General features: G+C 41.1%; 12 protein-coding genes. 3 read left to right on the top strand and 9 right to left on the bottom strand.

Annotated elements, in window-relative coordinates; translation table 11 throughout:
* Positions 1-58: 58 nt before the first annotated feature.
* The 5 genes from WA407_RS03060 to WA407_RS03040 are packed head-to-tail and all read right to left on the bottom strand — an operon-like array spanning position 59 to position 8,006.
* Entirely contained in the window at positions 59-3,895 is a 3,837-nt protein-coding gene (locus WA407_RS03060) for a glycosyltransferase (RefSeq protein ID WP_336076769.1), read from the bottom strand.
* A 42-nt stretch (positions 3,896-3,937) separates the two neighbouring features.
* Complete coding sequence (locus WA407_RS03055) at positions 3,938-4,351, bottom strand: adenylyltransferase/cytidyltransferase family protein (RefSeq protein ID WP_013312205.1); 414 nt, start codon at positions 4,349-4,351, stop codon at positions 3,938-3,940.
* Positions 4,348-5,874 (bottom strand): asparagine synthase (glutamine-hydrolyzing), encoded by a 1,527-nt coding sequence (gene asnB, locus WA407_RS03050; RefSeq protein ID WP_235306447.1) that lies wholly within the window; start codon positions 5,872-5,874, stop codon positions 4,348-4,350. Before asnB ends, WA407_RS03055 begins: the two co-directional genes overlap by 4 nt.
* Before the next feature lie 25 nt (positions 5,875-5,899).
* Positions 5,900-7,207: an ABC transporter ATP-binding protein gene (locus WA407_RS03045; protein ID WP_028542103.1), complete on the bottom strand. Its 1,308-nt coding sequence runs from the start codon at positions 7,205-7,207 to the stop codon at positions 5,900-5,902.
* 10 nt (positions 7,208-7,217) lie between these two features.
* Positions 7,218-8,006: an ABC transporter permease gene (locus WA407_RS03040; protein WP_235306448.1), complete on the bottom strand. Its 789-nt coding sequence runs from the start codon at positions 8,004-8,006 to the stop codon at positions 7,218-7,220.
* 150 nt (positions 8,007-8,156) lie between these two features.
* On the opposite strand from WA407_RS03040, the gene WA407_RS03035 reads away from it, so the two are divergent.
* On the top strand, positions 8,157-10,613 hold the full coding sequence (locus WA407_RS03035) for an O-antigen ligase family protein (RefSeq protein WP_235306449.1): 2,457 nt from the start codon (positions 8,157-8,159) through the stop codon (positions 10,611-10,613).
* A gap of 83 nt (positions 10,614-10,696) precedes the next feature.
* On the opposite strand, the gene galU is transcribed toward WA407_RS03035, so the two are convergent.
* Positions 10,697-11,578 (bottom strand): UTP--glucose-1-phosphate uridylyltransferase GalU, encoded by an 882-nt coding sequence (gene galU / locus WA407_RS03030; protein WP_013312210.1) that lies wholly within the window; start codon positions 11,576-11,578, stop codon positions 10,697-10,699.
* Between the two features lie 188 nt (positions 11,579-11,766).
* On the opposite strand from galU, the gene WA407_RS03025 reads away from it, so the two are divergent.
* Together WA407_RS03025 and WA407_RS03020 are read left to right on the top strand one after the other, a co-directional pair.
* The gene (locus WA407_RS03025) at positions 11,767-12,798 is read left to right on the top strand and encodes a glycosyltransferase family 2 protein (RefSeq protein WP_235306450.1); all 1,032 of its coding nucleotides are present in this window, start codon (positions 11,767-11,769) and stop codon (positions 12,796-12,798) included.
* Positions 12,799-12,812: 14 nt separating this feature from the next.
* The gene (locus tag WA407_RS03020) at positions 12,813-13,250 is read left to right on the top strand and encodes a GtrA family protein (protein WP_257785374.1); all 438 of its coding nucleotides are present in this window, start codon (positions 12,813-12,815) and stop codon (positions 13,248-13,250) included.
* A 136-nt stretch (positions 13,251-13,386) separates the two neighbouring features.
* Here WA407_RS03020 and WA407_RS03015 read toward each other — a convergent pair whose 3' ends face one another.
* The 3 genes from WA407_RS03015 to WA407_RS03005 all read right to left on the bottom strand — a co-directional run bounded on the left by WA407_RS03015 (position 13,387) and on the right by WA407_RS03005 (position 18,868).
* Positions 13,387-15,897, bottom strand: a complete 2,511-nt coding sequence (locus WA407_RS03015) for a U32 family peptidase (protein ID WP_322163144.1) — start codon at positions 15,895-15,897, stop codon at positions 13,387-13,389.
* Positions 15,898-16,320: 423 nt separating this feature from the next.
* Entirely contained in the window at positions 16,321-16,761 is a 441-nt protein-coding gene (locus WA407_RS03010) for a GNAT family N-acetyltransferase (protein ID WP_061829971.1), read from the bottom strand.
* Between the two features lie 193 nt (positions 16,762-16,954).
* Positions 16,955-18,868: a stalk domain-containing protein gene (locus WA407_RS03005; RefSeq protein ID WP_336076745.1), complete on the bottom strand. Its 1,914-nt coding sequence runs from the start codon at positions 18,866-18,868 to the stop codon at positions 16,955-16,957.
* Between the last annotated feature and the right edge of the window lie 47 nt (positions 18,869-18,915).

The following is an 18,915-nucleotide window of genomic DNA, read 5'->3' as shown; positions in this document are numbered from 1 at the left end:
TACTAATAAAGGCGCCCCTTATTTTTTTATAAAAGAGGCGCCTTTAAAGTTTTATTAATTATCTATATGCTCTTGCCAACTGTTTTCGGGAATTTATATCGTTTTCCTTCATTTGTATTAATTCTTCATACGCTTCAACTGTGTATTGTTTATACAGAATATCAATTTCAACGTCTCGATTTTTAGTCGGAATCTTCTGCAAATGATCTAATTCAGCTTTAACAATTTCGAGGTGATTCTTATCTGCCTCAATATCCGATTCCATCGGCGCATACAGATCCTTTTGCAATTGGTAATTAGTTAAAATACTGTTTCGCATTGTCTTTCTAACATGCTCAACAGTATATCGGGAGGTGTCCACATCATGAATGACTTTCATTTTAGGATTAAGACCAACCTTATAGCCGATTTCTCTCATAGCAAAAGATACAACAATTTCTTCTCCTCCAGCGTAATTGTTTCCTTTACGCCCATAGGCGCTTCTAAAGCCCCCAATTCGCATTAGCGCAGCATGTCTAACTGCAAAATTGGCTCCATAAGGGAACTCCCACTGAAAATTAGAATCGATAATTTCTTCGCCTTCCACGATAAGCTGACTCCAGTATGCTTCAGTACCTGGTTTAACCACTTCAGGCCGTTCCTCGTGTAAATTGAGTATGATATTCCCACCCATGACCCCGATATCGGGACGATCTGAGAACCCTCTGATGGTTTCCTCAAGCAAGTTAGAGTTTGCAATAGCGTCATCATCAATATAGAGTATGACCTCTCCTTCTGCCCCAAATAAACCAACATTACGCGCAAAGGAAAGACCTTTTAATGGAGCCTCCATATATCGGAGGAAGGATTCGTCAATATTACAGGTTGCTCTGAACTCACGAACCAAATGATGAATCTCATCATTCAAATAATCATTATTTACAACGATAATTTCATAGTCTGCTTTATCCAACGACTGTTCTATGACAGATTTAATCGCATTCGATAGCTTTTCACTCCGCTGGTAAGTACAAATAATAACTGATAATCTCTTATTATAAACGGGTTCACTTTCAATGACCGCCTCAATACGGTACAAGTGATCGTTCTTAACCTTCGTATTTATAAGAGAGAACAGAACTTCCGTATCCTGTGCAAAAAAGTCATAATTGCTATCTGTTTCACCATTCATTGTATCCTTTATTTTCAGATCCCACGGATAGTTAGCTACAAATGTATCTGTTGTATGCTCTGATTTATCTATAAGCAGTGCATACATAGACGATAAAGCATTAGAATCAATAAATTCAAAATCATGGACTTCGCCTGTTTTTATATATAAATAGCAAATAGGCGTTGCCAAATTAAGACCAATAATCGTATTCACTTCATCTCTTCCAACCACAGTATGTCCTTTAGCAAGAACATACTTCTTAAACTCACCAACTTCAGTAGCATCTCCCTCAATGATCCATACTAATGGGGTCAGATAAAAATCTCTTCTAAAATCATCAAGTACCATGAGTTTATATCTGTTAGAGGTGATGCCTAGTTCTTGATCTAAAGCGGTCAGTGACTTATCGTGCCAGCGATAATCATATATAGGCTCATCGAACGTCACATGTTTGAGCTCAAATAGAGAGTTCACTCTCATCCAGTAATCATAATCCTCAAGGGTATGCTTATAACTAGAATAGTCACCCAATAACTGGGTTACCTTGGCCCTATACATAAAAGCTGCACCAATCGTATTGTTAGGATATACGTTTAACTCCAATGCAGACTTAGGCAGCATAACATTGCCACTGAACTGTGGTTCTTCATACCAGCCATGGTTGGAAATCACTTGACCAGCAGAGTCGATTAACCTCATGTTCGCATATACCATACCAATATTTTCATCTCTTTTAAGATCAGCTACCATCTTCTCCAGGAAATTTTCAGGGAGGATATTATCTGCACTTGTCCACGTATGATATTCACCCTTGGCTAGTTTAAAACCTCTGGATAATGTTCTTGGTATTTTACGATTTTCCTGATGAACTACTCTGATACGATGATCTGCTTTAGCGTACTCATCAATAATTTCTGCCGTTGAGTCTTTTGAACCATCGTTAATAATAATGAGTTCAAAATACTTGTAAGATTGCTGCAGAATACTATCAATAGCTTTTGATACATAATCCTCACCGTTATATACAGGAAGGACGACCGATATAAGATCCTTCTCAAATTTAATCTCGAACTTATCAAGCTCCAGAGAAAATGAGTTATCTTTAGATACTTTATAATTGTAAAATTTATACTCATACCAGGTTAATAACTGATTGTAATTCCCTTCATCTTTACGTAGATCAATCGGCTGATCCCCCGCGTTCGTTCTTTTAAGCTTATTCGACACTTTAGATTTTATCTTTTTCAGTAAGATAGTGGTGCCATAACTTTTCCATACTCTATATCCCTTAAGAACATATATCATTTTGGACTTGTGTAAGATATGTTTAAGTTTATTCGCCATTTTCCACCTTTTAGAGTTATAAATATTGTGAATCTCTGTAGACAGTCTTCCATTATATTCTTCCAACTCACTGAACTGGGTGTTCAGTTCATTATATTGACCAAATAGTTGTCTATATTGATGATTTAATATATCCAAGTTGTTTTTTTCGTTATTATAATCCTGTGTAAGTTGAACATATTTCTGTTCTAATTCGTCTTTCTTTTCAGACAGGGATTTAAAATCTGCTGACATGCTACTTATTACATTTTCCTGATGATCTCGCGTTTGAATCAATGTGTTAATCTGATCCATATGCTCAACAATGTGTTGTTTTTGCTGCTCTATTTCTTGGCTTTGAGCATGATTATGAGCTTGTAATTCATTAAATTCATTATTCAGGCGTGTATGCCCTGCTCTATAAGCATGGTCCACGTCATCTTTTAGAAATCTGCTAATTACATCCATACACTTATCTATCGTCTCTCTTCCTTTAACCGGAAACATCTCTAAAGTAAATTTCCTTCTTTGTTGTATTAGTTGTTCATCTAAGATTGCATTAAGTAAGGTTTGTTTAATATTGCCGTTATCGCTCACAAAAGGAACAATATTTTGCTGAACTATTTGTTCTTCCAAAGGTAAAATCCCCTCGAAAGATTCTGTTTGGGGATGTTGGAATATTACAATTGGAGTGTCCGTAAACAGCGCATCAAATATAGCCCCAGAGCCGTCAGACAATATCACATCAGCTTCCTCTATTAAATGAACAAGAGAAGCCTTATGATCAAGCACATCAGGAATATGAGACTTAACTAGACTAACCCGATCATGCTCCAAAAAAGAAGTGCCATGATGCAATTTCACCTTCATATTAAAGGTATCTGATATTTCTTCAATATGGTTCATAACAAGCTCAATAGACGACTCATTCCCATACGTAGGCAAATAAAGCAAATTATATTTATCCGTTTCGCGCTTCTTCCTTTGAAATTTGGCGTATTTAATCATTCCTACGATTTCAGTCTGAGTGTACGCTGCCAGAACCGAGGAATCATACAGCCCATTACAAAAGATAAAATCGAAATTTCGACTCCATGTGTCTAAATTCCAGTTTGGCTTAGCCATTCCATACTGATATCTAAACTTATAATCGGACTTAACTTCCAAATAATAAGGGAGATAAGGATAGAAGGCTATTTTATATGCCTTGTCAGGTACAGAGCTTGTTAGAGTCACTTTTATACCATTGTTCTTCAAATAATGATAGGTATCTAAGGACATGTCTCCCCAATCTTCTTCTTCAATGTGAGGGACATAAATATCACAAACGATCTGCTTTCTTTCACACTCCTCAATTAAAGGCTTAATCGTTTCATATAAAACTAGATTGTGAATGACAAAAGCTATAGATCTGTTCATATTCACTGCAAAACCTCTTCCTTTCAGGCAAAAATCTTATACTTATTTTCTTAATTTCAGTAATGTCTCATTCAGTAAAGTCGATGATGTACTCTTCGTATAGGGAAAATATATAATTTTCACTCCAACTTCCTTAAACTGCAACTCATACTGGTCCCAACGTTCATTTTGAAACCAATCATCACCAACGAACATTACGTCATATTTTAATTTTTGCCAAACCTCAAATTTATCCATGGAGTCCTGAGGAATTACAGTATCAACAAAGCTGATGTTTCTGACAATCTCAATTCTTTCCTCAAAAGGAATTACTGCTTTTTTGTACTTATAGGAAACTAACTCATCTGTCGTCACACCAACAATGAGTTTATCACAGAGTGATTTAGCATTTCTCAACAAATTCAAATGCCCAATATGAAATAAATCGAAGACCCCGGAAGTATAGCCGATAATCATAAGATTTCTCCTAACGTAGTTAAATTGAAGTTAAACCATTTGTCGAATGTCGTCTTCCCTTCAATTTTCTCAGAAGATAGGACTTTTTCAAGTTGAACAGGAAAACCCACCTTTTTTCTGTTTACAATCTCTGCAGGGACAATATCTTTAAAAATTCTCTTGAGAGGAGCCTTAACAACCCCATCCTTCATTTTGTACAGAGAATTTACACCTGCAAGCCTTTCAATTAATCTATAGTCCAAGAAAGGAGATCTTGCTTCCACGGAATTTAACATTGAGGCACTATCCAGTCTTTTAAGTAACCCTCTCAAATGGGCTTGCTGAAAGAATGCAGCTACGATTTTTTGAGGCGACTTTAACTTCATGAAAGGTGCCAAAGCGTCTTCTACAATCTCTATATCATCTTCAGATCCGTAGGTGTAGAGTTCACTAAAGGCTCGGATATCGAAGTCTGTAGTGCTACTAGCCCATCTGAAAATGCGGTCATACCCAAAGAAAAGCTCATCAGCGCCTTCTCCACTTAATATGACTGTATTTTTAGCAGATGCTTGCTGAGTCATATGATACAGTAACACTTCATTGGGCACAGACAGAGGCTCTTTTTTTACAGTTATAAGCTCTCGAGCTAATGATAAAAAGTGATCAGGTTCAAACAATATCGGATGATGAATGGTATTGTATCTTGTTGCTGCGATTTCAGACCACTGAAACTCATTATAATCTTCAAAACCAACAGTCCAAGTATGCTCTACTTTGGCAAGTGCGGTAATAATCGTACTGTCCAATCCCCCGCTTAGGTAACTTCCAATTTCAACATCTGCGATCTTACGGTACTCTACTGCAGAGCGAATTAGAAATTCAAGTTCCTCATCGGAAGGAGGTTCTTTTTCAGAGTAATCAATTTCCCAATATTTAATAAATTCGCCATTCTCGTAATAATATCCTGGTGGAAACTCTTTTATTTCATTATAGATAGTACGATCATTAAAAAAGCATCTCATCTTTTTATATTGTCTTACGGCTTCTTGATCTATAGAAATGTGGTGGACTAATGGGAGCAATGGAGCAATTTCAGAACTGAAAATGAACTCTTCCCCATATCTGTTGTAATAAAGCGGCTTTACTCCCATACGATCTCGTGCTACAAAAAATGATTTCTGCTGGATGTCTAAAACAATAAAACTGAACATTCCATTAAGCCAATTCAACATTTGGGGACCATATTGAATATAAAGCTTCAATAAAAGTTCAGTATCTGAGTTTGTTCTCATTTGAATTGAATAGCTGGAGGCTAATTCTTTATAATTATAGATCTCTCCGTTAAATATAATCACATATCTTCCGTCATCAGAGAAAAAGGGCTGATCACTTCTCCGATCCAAATCTAAGATACTTAATCTGTTATGCCCCAGCATAAAGTTTTCACTCTGATATACACAAAGTGGGGCCGTAGGCCCCCGGTGTTTCATTATATTTAAAGAATTAAGAAATACTTCTTTATTTATGGCTACATTAGAAAACAAAATCCCACACATTTTATCACCAGCCTTAATTAATGACTTGCAAATCTATTGTGTTATCTACAAATATTAATCCTGGTACGTAATTATTCTCGGGCTTAGGAACCTCAAATACAGCTGCTATACTTACGCTATCCAGATAAAGAGGCTCAAAAGGCTTAGGCTTCAAACCAATAGAAATGGTGTATTTACCACTTTCAGATAACAGATTACGGAAATTAAAGTTAACCTCCAGAATGCCTCCCGCTTGCATTTTCGGAACTAATTTTGCTTTATTATAGATATTCATGCCAAACACATCGACACCAGTATGGTTTCTAACCATGTAGCCAATAGTTCCCTCAGAATCTATATCTTTATAATATTGTGCCAATAAACGCAAAGTAACCATTTCGCCAAAAGGGACCTGGTTCACAACTTCTCCATTGACTAACAAGTCCGCTCTTATAAAGCGCGCATCTCCCGTTCCAGAACGAAACTCATTGGCACGTTTTGCAAAAGCAGGATCCTCTTCTAATAGCAACAGCGAACTCTTCTTATCTGTTTCGGAATTAACAAATACATCCAAAGATTGAACACGTTTCATATCTGCAATTTCCTGGTTAACAATATTTTCATAAATTTGTGCTACACGTTTCACTGGACCAATTTCGACCATGTGTCCTTTATCAATCAGCAACGCTGTATCACAAAAACTTTTAATGGTATCCATGGAATGAGAGACAAATAAAACCGTACTTTTTTTGGAGAGCTCTTTCATTTTGGTAATACATTTTGCCTGAAAATAAATATCTCCAACAGACAAGGCCTCATCTACAATCAAAATATCCGGATCAACATTGATAGCTACTGCAAAGGCTAAACGGGCAAACATACCACTGGAGTACATTTTGACTGGTTGATTAATGAAGTCCCCGATATCCGCAAAGGATACAATAGATTCAAGTTTACCATCCATCTCTATTTTGCTATACCCCATAAGGGTTCCATTCAAATATATGTTTTCCATTCCTGTTAAATCCGGATTAAAACCCGCGCCCAATTCCAAAAGAGCAGCAACTTTCCCATTCACTTTAATGCTTCCGTTGGTGGGAGTAATCACGCCTGTGATCATCTTTAAAAGAGTCGATTTTCCAGAACCATTTTTACCAATAATACCAATCGCTTGTCCTTTATTTATGGAAAAGGACAGGTCACTGATGGCCTTAAATTCAGAATGATACTTTTTTTTAAAGGGATGAACGGCCTCTTTTAATCGCTCATTGGGATTATCATATATTTTATATATTTTAGTGACATTATTAACTTCCACAGCAACTGATTCTGTTTGATTCATCATTTTCTCCTCACAATACATCTGCAAAATGAGATTTCATTTTCTTGAAAATTTTGATTCCTATAGTACCTGCGATAATCACAATAGCCCAAAAGTAGATCGTCATTGATGGATGCTCCCAGAACCATTTGTGATCAATAAAAGTATCCCGATATCCTTCGACGATATAAAAAACAGGATTTAGTTTAAAGAAAAACTGATACTTATCTTCAACAATATTTAAATTCCAAAAGATCGGCGTAAGCCAAAAGAATAGCTGAATAAATACCGCAACAACTTGACCAACATCCTTTACAAAAACAACTAATGTCGCTGTTATGTAAGAAATGGACAAGGAAAGAAAAATCGTGGCTAATAAATAATAAAGGATTTGAATGTTATAAATCGTAAATTCAACATTGTAGATTTTAAACATAATGAAAAGAACAATGATAAAAAATACATGTACAAACAGAGCTGACAAAATTTTCACCATCGGCAGCAAACCAACTCGGAAAACAATCTTCTTTACCAAATAATTGTTTTCTATAATACTATTGGTTGCAGTTGCTAAGCTTTCAGAAAAGAATAACCAAGGCACCATTCCTGTTAATAACCAAAGTATAAAGGGAGTATCTCCAATAGGTACATTTTTAAAACCAACCTGAAATACGACCCAATAAACAAGTATAGATACCATAGGATGTATAAAAGCCCAGAGTACCCCCATAAACGAACCAAGGTATCTAGATTTAATATCTTTTTTAGACAATTCCCAGAGTAACTTTAAATTTTTTGATAAGTTTTCAGTTAAATTCATACGAGTGTGTCACGACCTTAAACATGGTTTGGTAAGTCTCTTACAATCAAACATTGTAAAAATTTGGTATGGTCTTTGTTGCGATATGGCTCTAACAGCTACGATATGCTAAAATGTTGACGTATCTACAAGAAAAGGAGATTGTAAACCTTGTCGAATCCAGTATACGGGAAACAGGCCAAAACGTCGACCCGTGACGATAAAAGGCCGGCTATGTTTTGGGTGTTAATTGTTGGCATGATTCTGTTTTTAGCTTGGGCCCCCTTCCAGGCTGCGCTTTTTAATGGTCAAATGCTCGACTTTGAGAAGCCTTTGTATTGGGCTTTGATCATCAGCACGATTCTATTGATTTTAGGAATTGTAACCTATTATAAAAAATTCAAGCTGGAAGAGCAAAGGGATTGGCTGGCTGTATTAGTACTACTGCTTCCCCTGTCTTATGTGCTTTCACTGACTTCAGCAGCTTCGCATTACTTGGCCATGAATATGGTGGTGGTACAGTGCATATATGCCGCCCTGTTTATCATCTCAATCTATCTACTACAAGATCGCTTAGGCAATAAGATTATTCACAACCTGATTATGACTGTTGCTTATGTCATTGTCGGCTTTGGCTTTATTAACTGGTTCGGACAGTGGGTAATTGCCGGCAAGATGGTAGGCTGGTTTACCCAATATGTGTATCAATATCGTTATACCAATGCAGTTATGACAGATACAAATGGTCTCCGGCTGACATCCGTGTTTCAATATGCGAATACATATGCCGCTTTTCTAATGGCTTTCCTATTCGCTGCCGTTTTCTGTCTGATGAAATCAAAACTATGGTATGGCAAGGCTATTCACGGCTTCATGTTGGTGCCTATTCTGGTCTCGTTATTCCTGACCTTGTCACGGGGCGGTCTGGTTATGTTGCCAGTCGTTTTCGTGCTGCTCTTGCTTTTCCTTAAACCTGCACGCCAAATTATATGGATTTTGCATTGCGCCATTGCTGGTGTAGCGTCAATATCTATCTTGGCGCCAATTACAAATATGGGATTACAACTCAATAAGGCCTACAACGGTGGTGAGGCTGCGAAGGCTTGGGGGTTACTTATTGGGGTCTCCCTTGCTGTAGCTGTTGTACTGTGGCTTGTTGAACGTTATCTGGCACCGAAGTTGGAAAGTGCCCTCACAGGCTGGACTTCCCGTAAGTTATCCAACCTATGGCTGCCTGTCGGATCAGTTGTCGTGATTGGCTTGCTGGCTTTTCTGTTTATTGGAACTGGCCTGCGCAGCGTACTACCAGAAAACGTCCAGGTCCGGTTTGAAAATATCAATTTCCGGCAGCATAGTGTACTGGAACGACTTGTATTCTATCAGGATGCTGCCAAATCGATTAAAGATCATCCTGTTATTGGCACCGGCGGCGGCGGTTGGGCTACTTTATATGAGAAATACCAAGACTATCCTTACACAAGCCGTCAGGCCCATAACTTCTTCATGCAGTATCTGGTTGAGGTTGGTATTCTCGGTTTTGTAATTTTCATGTCATTCATCTTATTTATTTTCTACAAATATATCCGTAACTATATTAGACAAAATGATGAAGAACGGGATTCTCACTTTCTGTATCTCATTTTGGCGCTCTCGATCTTACTTCATAGCTTGCTGGACTTTAATCTGAGCTACGTGTTCATGGGCATACTGATATTTATGAGTCTTGGTGGTATGACCGCTGCTATGGACAGCAAACCTCTTAGACGCTTGTCCATGAGTACTTCTGGTTTCCGAATCATGTATAGTGCAGTCATCGGCATTCTAAGCATTGTGGTGCTTTTTGCAGGTCTCCGCTTCGTGCAATCGGCCAATGCTGCCACATCTGCCAAACAGATCATGGCGGTCAGCACATCTTTTGAGGAAATCCAAAGTGCCATTAATAAGGATCTTGAACTTCGTCCTACGCACCCAGATTCGGTTATAAGTTTGGCTGCACTGTACAAGAATGTGTATGATCAAACGAAAAAAGAGGAATTTTATAATGCTGCAATAGAGGTACTTAATACGGGCCTGAAGGCAGAACCGTATAATAAAATCATGTATAACTCCAAAGTTAACCTTTTAAAAGCAAAAGGTGAGCATGAGCAAGCCTTCAGTATTTTGGAAAATAACATTTCCAACTTCAAATGGGACAATGACTGGTACAACATGTTGATTACTCAAGCCTACTCTATTGGTGATAAGGCACGTGAACAGAAGGACACCGCCAAGGAGCAGAAATATTTCCAAGCAGGCCTTGCTGCATACCAGCAGGTTCTGGATGGGGTAGCTCATATTAAGACGGTTCCACCTGAAATTCAGTTGACACGTACTTTTGAGGTAACTCCAGGTATTGCGCTCAGCACTGGCAAAATTGAATTCATGTCAGGCAAGCCTGCAGAGGCTGCCAGCATCCTGAAAAACGGTCTGAAGGACGATTTGAGTGATGCTACGAATCGTGAGGTCGCCCGCTACTATATCGCTGCTCTGCAACAGCAGGGACAGGATGACAAAGCATTGTACGATAAGCTGATTAAAGCTGATCCGAAGGAGAGGGAGCAAATTGCTCAGTTAAAATCGGAGAAATAGTATAGAAAAAGAGACTATCAGATGATGTTATATCATCCGGTAGTCTCTTTTTTATTTGGAGAAAGAGAGGTTTGGTGAGGTGTTTATTTTTGTTGATCAATATCTTCAATAACCTGTCTCATATAAGCCAGTACTTCATCCTTGATTTCGTTATGCTGTAGAGCATAATGGATCGTTGTTTCAATGAATCCCAATTTCTCGCCAACATCATGGCGATTCCCGTCAAATTCGTAGGCCAGGATCGGATTCTTTTCTCCCAGTTTGGACAATGCATCCGTCAACTGAATCTCCCCGCCTACTCCCGCAGATTGCTGACCCAGGATATCAAAAATATCAGGCGTCAAGATATAACGTCCCATGATCGCCAAGTTGGAGGTTGCTTCTTCCTTCTTTGGCTTTTCTACCAATCGTTCCGCTTCAGAGATTTTGGAAGTAAGTGCATGACCTTCAACTATGCCGTAACGATGTACCTCGTTCCAATCCACTTGTTTTACACCTACAACAGAACGCTGATACTCATCGAACACGTCTATCATCTGTTTGAGGCACGGATTCTCAGACTCAACGATGTCATCCCCTAAAAGGACGGCAAAAGGTTCGTCACCGATAAACTTACGTGCACACCAGATGGCATGCCCCAACCCTTTAGGTTCCTTTTGACGAATATAGTGGATATCTGCCATCTCCGATGGTTTACGCACTTCATTGAGCAGATCCCATTTTTCCTTCGCAGTCAAATTATGCTCCAGCTCAAAGGAGTAGTCAAAATGATCCTCAATCGCCCTTTTGCCTTTACCAGTAACGATAATGATATCCTCTATACCAGATGCAACAGCCTCTTCAATAATATATTGAATTGTTGGTTTGTCTACAATGGGAAGCATCTCTTTAGGCATGGCTTTCGTAGCAGGAAGGAACCGGGTTCCTAATCCCGCAGCAGGAATAATCGCTTTACGGATTTTCATAGGTTAAAACTCCTTTTCAACAAAACTTACTAAATTATTCAATAATTCGATTAACGTTTGTAAATTGCTAATAGTTTATTATAGCACTTAGTCATTGCAATGTTATATAATTTAAGTAAACCATATTATAAACTAAAAAGGATAGAAATTTGAGTACCAGATATGCCAAAATTTGAGGAGAGAGTTCTTTGGATTCAATAATCAGTAACCCTGTTTTAACGTTAGTTATTCCCTGTTATAACGAAGAAGAGGTACTGCCTGAAACTATAAGCAGACTTACGGTCATTCTTGAGGAGTTGGCAGAGAGCCAGCTCATTTCTAAACATAGTAAAATGTTGTTTGTTGATGATGGTAGCCGTGATAAAACATGGGACATCATAGCATCATATAATCTAAAAAATCCTTTTGTCAGTGGTCTAAAGTTGGCAAAAAATGCCGGCCATCAAAACGCCCTATTATCTGGGTTAATGGAAGCTAAAGAGACATCTGATTGTGTGATATCCGTTGACGCTGACCTGCAGGATGATCTCAATGCCATCCGAGAATTTATAATAAAGTTCAAAGAAGGTTATGACATCGTATATGGGGTTCGAAAAAGTAGAACCACCGACACATTCTTCAAGCGTTCAACAGCCCAAGGCTTTTATCGTGTTATGAGTAAAATGGGAGTCAATATTGTATACAATCATGCGGATTACCGTTTAATGAGCAAAAGAGTTCTCCAGGAATTAAGCAACTTTAAAGAGGTAAATCTCTTTTTACGTGGTCTAGTTCCGTTAATAGGTTATAAGTCTACTGAAGTTTATTACGATCGACATGAACGCTTTGCAGGAGAATCCAAATATCCTTTAAAGAAAATGCTCGCTTTTGCTTTCGATGGAATCACTTCATTTAGTATAACCCCAATCCGGCTTATCTCAGCGGTAGGTTTTGCAATGTTTGGCATAAGCTTATTAATAGCTGTGTATACCATTATTAGTAAGCTCCTTGGAACCACTGTCTGGGGCTGGTCTTCTTTAATGTTGTCCATCTGGTTCATAGGTGGTCTGCAACTTGTAGCACTGGGGCTCATTGGCGAATATATCGGTAAAATATATAAAGAGGTAAAACAAAGACCCAAATATATTATTGAGACCCTATTAGATTCCAAGAGCACCCTAGATACTGAAAACACAAAAAAAGTGAAAAATAGTGAGAGGGAAGCTGTGGCTGTCCAATAAACAGATGCGAACAGGTGACTAATTTGACTTTATTTCAGAATAGCTTTTTCCGTTTTCTTGTCGTAGGTGTCCTAAATACAATATGCGGCATGTCCGTCATGTTCCTGCTCTTTAATACTTTAGGGACTAACTACTGGTTATCGACCTTTATTGGTAATTCTGTAGGTGCCACTGTAAGCTATTTCTTAAACAAAAGATTTACTTTCAAAAACAATGCAAGCCATGGACAGACCATTTGGAAGTTTGTCTTTATCATATTGATATGCTATTTGCTATCGTATTGTCTCAGCTATCTAATCAGCCACTTCCTGATCTCAAGTCTGAGTATTAAAAACAATGCAATTTTAGGCAATCTGTCCATCCTAATCGGGAATATATTCTATACTTTAATTAATTATGTCGGGCAAAAATTCATTGTTTTTTCCAAAAAAACGAAAGTCCAGAAAGTATAACAATACGAGATTCATAGTATTTCAAATGGACTTATTGATAAAAATAGGGTATGTGCTCTCAAAGCACATACCCTATTTTTTCTTTTTCTACGTTCAAATATCAAAATAAATAACTGTGATAACCTATAGCATCCTTTTACTTCACCAGCTGCCCACGTGTAACACCCAACTGATTCGTCGCTTTCAGCGTCTTCCATACTTGTGTTCCACTGATTTCTCCGCGCAGGGCACGGTTATAGAGATCAATAACCTCATGCACTTGCTCCGGTGTCTCCTCCAAAAATTCCACGCGGTAACGGGACACGCCCAGCTCCAGGAAGTTGGATAGGTATTCCGCGCCGGATTGCTCAATCGCGTTGTACACCGTGTTGCGGCAGCCTTCGTCCACACGGACCGGATGAGACATACCAATTCGATCACGCAGGGATGCGCGATGGTCCTCACATGGACGTCCACAGTTAGTGTAGTCGGTGCCTTCACTCATAAAGGTACAGTATACGCAATGTTCAGTATGGAACATTGGCATATGCTGCTGGATCACGATCTCCAGCTTATCGGTACGCGTACGTCTGAGCATATCGACCATTTGCTGAATGTTCAGATCGTACGAAGGCGTAACCAGGTCGCAGCCGGAATCCAGGAACAGATCAGCCGCTTTATGGTTGGCTATGTTCAGCGAGAAGTCACCAATCAATTGCGGGTGATGTGCGTCCGGGTTCTCCAACCGATGTCGCAAGTAGAAATACAGTGCCCCTGGATTGCGTACCAACACAGCATCCGGCTTCAAGCGCAGGATGTTGTTGTGGTAGCCATTTTCACCCGGCATGTGAATACGCGGGGTCGCCAGCGCAATTCGGCGGCCTGCAGCGTGCACAGCCTCTACGGCTGCCGGGAATTGCTTGATGAACTCGAAGTCGGCGTAGATGAATTCCACGCCGGCCTCGAGCGCAGCCTCCACCTGAGGGAGGCTGCGGCACAACGCGGTCAGCTCTGCCTGACCGCGTGCCACAGACGATGCCGGAGCCGATGCATCGTCATACACCTCGACCGTCCGCTTCGTGTACACGGGCGGTTTGGGGCGCTCGCCCGCGAGCAGTTCCACCGCCTGACGGCGGATACCGTTCAGCTCGCGCATCGGCACGATGACGTCCCCATGCAGATGGACGTCCAGCTCTTCCAGCTGGAACACCGTTCCGCCCAGTCGGCCGAACTGCTCTTCGAGCAGTTCATGCGTCATCGGACGCTTCTGGGCAATTTCAAGTTCCAGCTCGGAGTCCACGCGGACCGTTGTGCCCTTCTGCACGTCGGTCCACCATGTCGACAGCGGTTGCCCTGGGGAGCCGCTGACCCGCACATGTACCGGGAAGACCCGGTACGGCTTGTCGGTGTCGTACGACTGGCGCAGACGTTTGTCCAGCGCCGGGTCGTTGGTCTTCCAAATGCGGTCGCCCACGTGTACACGGCGCAGATCCACATCGTTGCGTCCCGCTACGATGTCAATGATCCAGCCTTCTCCGGCTTCGCCTTCAATCTTCACGCCCTTGCGACGGATATCGTATACGCGTCCGCCTTCTTCCTTTTGCGTGGGATCTCCCGCATCGAATACAATACCATCGCCACGCTTGAGCGGTGCATCAATACGGCACACTACGCCATCACGAAGGATTTGTTCCACTCGGCCCAGATACACCCCCCGGCTTTTCGGGAATGTACCGTCAACCAGCTTCTTGTTATTGGTCCCTTCGAGAAAACCGTGCGTAAAGCCGCGTGAAAAGCTCTGCTGCAGCTCGCGAATATCTTCTTTGCTGGTCTTGGACGTATCGCCATCAAAATACTTATCAATGGCCTTGCGATACTTGCTGACCACATTCGCCACATATTCAGGTGTTTTCAGTCGTCCTTCAATTTTAAAAGAAACAACACCCGCGTCGATCAGTTCAGGCATCAAGTCGATCGCTGCCAGATCCTTAGGTGACAGCAGATACGTCACATCTGCCATTGGTTTCTGCTCTCCATCTACCATCAGATCGTAAGGCAAACGACATGCCTGTGCACACTCACCACGGTTAGCAGAGCGGCCGCCCCACATTTCTGAAGTCAGGCATTGGCCAGAATAAGATACGCATAACGCTCCATGTACGAATACCTCCATTGGAAGTCTCGCCTGATCGCCTATTTTTTGGATCTGTTTCAGGTTGTTTTCGCGTCCAAGCACGACCCGTTCCATATTGTACGGTTTTGTAAACTCTACCGCTTCCGGCGAGGTAATCGTCATTTGGGTAGAACCATGAATCGGAAAATCCGGTGAAATGTCGCGGATCATTTTCACCAGGCCCATATCCTGGACAATTAAGGCATCGACTCCAGCATCAATACAGGCATCGACCAGCTCCTTAGCGTCCTCCAACTCGTTTTCAAATACCAATATATTGAATGTTAAAAAACCTTTAACCCCATAGCTATGCAAAAACGCCATAATTTCAGGCAGTTCCTCCATGCGAAAATTATTCGCCCGTGCTCGTGCATTAAACTTTTCCACCCCGAAAAAGATCGCATCAGCCCCGTTTGCCACCGCCGCACGCATACAATCCCAGTCACCGGCTGGTGCCAGAAGCTCGACATCTTCTCTTCGTACTGCTGATTTCATTATTGCCCTCCCCATATGCTGAAAACGAATGATCCCCCGAGGAATAATCGTTGTTTTCAGGGCAGCTATGCTGCTTACTTGGTAATCTTATGGATGTTCCATAGACTCATTCCAAAGCTGATCCTGTTTAGTCAGGGGAATGGAAGCCTACTAAGAATCATATTATAAATCCTATCCGTCTCTATCATCTTGTCCGATCATCCACACACTGAACCATCGGTTCCTCGCGTGAATTACATCTAACTCAAAAAATCCGCATCACAAACATCTGCGGCAGAATCATTCTTATCTTGTAACTAATCTAGTGTACCAGACTGCGACCTAACCTTCTACACTTTCCAAGCGATTCCTTTAAAAAATAATACTAAAAACACCTCCAATCCCGTCAAGCGGTGCTTTGGAGGTGAGTCATCCTATCATTAACTAGGCAAACCTATACTTCGCAAGCATTTCTCCCCAGGGTGATATTCCCTTCTCCCTGAAGCCTGTTTTACTATATAGCTTTCTAGCTAGTTCATTGTCTGGTTTATACCCAATCATGATAACATCCGTCCTATCACTGGCTTTCCTTATTTCATCGATAACCAGCAACATCGCATTGTAGCCATAACCTTGACCTTGAAATCTTTCGTCAATCATAAATCGGTAAACCCAGTAATTTCCGTCATCCGGGTCTAAACCATACATTGTAAAACCAATTAATTCGTCATCATTATAAATTGCTTTAGATAAAAATCCATCTAAAAACTGACACTCCGCAATCGAAAAAAGGTTAGATACCATAAATCTTTTTTGCTCAGGTGTCGGTTCAAGTTCGGCACATGCTTCCCAATTATGTTTGTCGACTGCTTTTAGCGTAATCATTTTGGATTCCTCCTATACGGGGAAATCCGTATAGACTTCCCTAGTGCTTACTTCACTCATTATAAGATTGGTGGTATTTGGCGGGCGCCAGTGAAGCGGGCCATTTGAATCCGAAGAAGCGTCAACGCTCGTAGGCTCAAATGGCACGCGTAGCGCTTCCCCCACAACCTCGCTAATCTTTTACCTACACCTTCTACTTCACAAAATTAAACGAATTTAACGTCGAATCCAGTGCGTTAGACTGTACAGCCGTGTTGTTCGCATCATTTAATGTTGTTGTCACAGTATACGTTTTTCCGTCACGCTCCAAAACCAATTGGTGGCCTGTGTAGCCAATGCCTTCCTCTATACGATGGAATGTAAAGGACACTGCGGGAACACCAGCAAACGTTACGTCCTTAACTTCCTCAACTTTGAGGTTTTTGTAGTTCTTTGCTTGCTTATCATAGAAGTCCTTGAGCTGGGATACCGTTAGTTCAAATGATTGGTCGTTGTCGATTTTGATGGAAAAACGACCTCCGGTAAACTGGTACTCTACATCGCCCAATTCAAATTGATCGCTAATCGCGGTCCAATATCGTGGGATATTCACCGTATATTCATAGGCTTTCGACGTCTTTTTGACCGTTTTCGTTTTGTCCGTCAAATAGTCGTCTTCTTCCAACTGTCCAAAGTTACTTGCTACGGTTTGAAAATCGATTTGAAGCGAGGAGATGAGCGCGTTGAACTGATCATTTCCTTTGCTTACTTTTTCAGGCACTGCGTATTCAGCCAAATAGCGATATCCATTTTGCTGAATCAGCACATTGTACTCTTTGACCCATCCATCGCCAAAATTATAGCGGTACTCCTGTACTAACCCTTGAACGCCTGCAACCTCCAGCGGATACGTCTTCTGTGCCTCATAAGCTGTGGACACAAAGGAATCGCTCAGCCATTTTTGCAGCTGCTGGCCCCAGTTCTCCAACTTTCCATCCGCTGGAGCCGAGGTTACTTTCACGCGGAAGCTCGATCCATCATTACTTTCATATTGCATCCGTTGATCGTCCATTTTCCAGCCTGCGGGTATGCTGAGTGACACACCGTAGTCTGGATTTCCGGCCTCGCGTGTGCCTCCTACGACAGTGGACAAGTCTTTAATACTTTTATCCTGCGCATTAAAGGAGGTTTTGAAGGAATTTAACAGTCCCGCATACTGGGCCAAATCTTTATAATTCGTTGCTTTAGCATCGGAAAAATAAACTACATACAATCGTCCGTTGTCATAGTACTGACGATTTTCCCACAATACGCCGTCCCCATCCTTCGTAATGACACGAGCATAAGGTACCTTCGCTTTCGGGAAGGATTTTCGATCGATCACAGTTTCTCCCGTTTCCTTGGCTGCCTGCACTAATTGTTGCAACAGATCGTCCGAATTCAGTGGAACCGGCTGTGACGCTGTGTGCACCTCCATATAGTAGGCACTGTTCTCATCCATAAAAGTGGAGATACTCTCATCTCCACCTCCCTGACCGATGACGAGACCTGTTGGATAGTTCATAGACCAGCCATAGTAACTGTTCCCGATCTGCGTCTTGCCCTCATCATTATCAATATTCGGTGTCTCTTCAGCTATCGTGCCCGCCTCTTCTTGTGCTTCCATCCGGATAATGATTCCGGCGCCGTTCTTCTCCAACTTACCGCCAAGCCCTTCTGCTACTTGACGCAGAGGCACCATGAGAATACCTGATGACATTTCCGGTGGAGCTGGAAGTGTCACCTTGTGACCTCTCACCCAAGCAGTACGGCTACCAATGGTCAGTGATACAACATGAGTTCCGCTAGTGATTTTAACCACATTATCTTCAGCCAATCGAATTTTGCTGTTAAATGCCTTTTTAAAAATACCAGCTGGAACCATCAGTGCACCACTTTTTGAATATGGCTTCGTAATATTGGCATTATGGCCGTTCACGATGGCTGTATTGCTGCCGCTTTGCAACCGTAATTCCAGCATGGTTTTATCTTGATCTGCTGCAACTGCTGGCAAAGCGGAAAGCAGAAGGGACAATGCGACAGCGCCGACCCCCAGCTTACGCATCATTTTTCTTTGAATATGCTTCACAGTAAATCTCCCTTTAGCTTTATTTTATAGATTCAAGAGCCGTTATT

This window comes from Paenibacillus sp. 203, from assembly GCF_037027525.1.
Lineage (GTDB): Bacteria > Bacillota > Bacilli > Paenibacillales > Paenibacillaceae > Paenibacillus > Paenibacillus polymyxa_B.
The sequence above is the reverse complement of the archived record's forward strand: the minus strand, read 5'-3'. Positions and strand labels throughout refer to the sequence as shown.

Coding starts and splice junctions, on each gene's coding strand:
- WA407_RS03055 (WP_013312205.1), bottom strand. CDS start 4,351: ATGATTATCGGCTATACTTCCGGGGTCTTCGATTTATTTCATATTGGG.
- galU (WP_013312210.1), bottom strand. CDS start 11,578: ATGAAAATCCGTAAAGCGATTATTCCTGCTGCGGGATTAGGAACCCGG.
- WA407_RS03040 (WP_235306448.1), bottom strand. CDS start 8,006: ATGAATTTAACTGAAAACTTATCAAAAAATTTAAAGTTACTCTGGGAA.
- WA407_RS03045 (WP_028542103.1), bottom strand. CDS start 7,207: ATGAATCAAACAGAATCAGTTGCTGTGGAAGTTAATAATGTCACTAAA.
- WA407_RS03060 (WP_336076769.1), bottom strand. CDS start 3,895: ATGAACAGATCTATAGCTTTTGTCATTCACAATCTAGTTTTATATGAA.
- WA407_RS03010 (WP_061829971.1), bottom strand. CDS start 16,761: ATGATTACGCTAAAAGCAGTCGACAAACATAATTGGGAAGCATGTGCC.
- WA407_RS03015 (WP_322163144.1), bottom strand. CDS start 15,897: ATGAAATCAGCAGTACGAAGAGAAGATGTCGAGCTTCTGGCACCAGCC.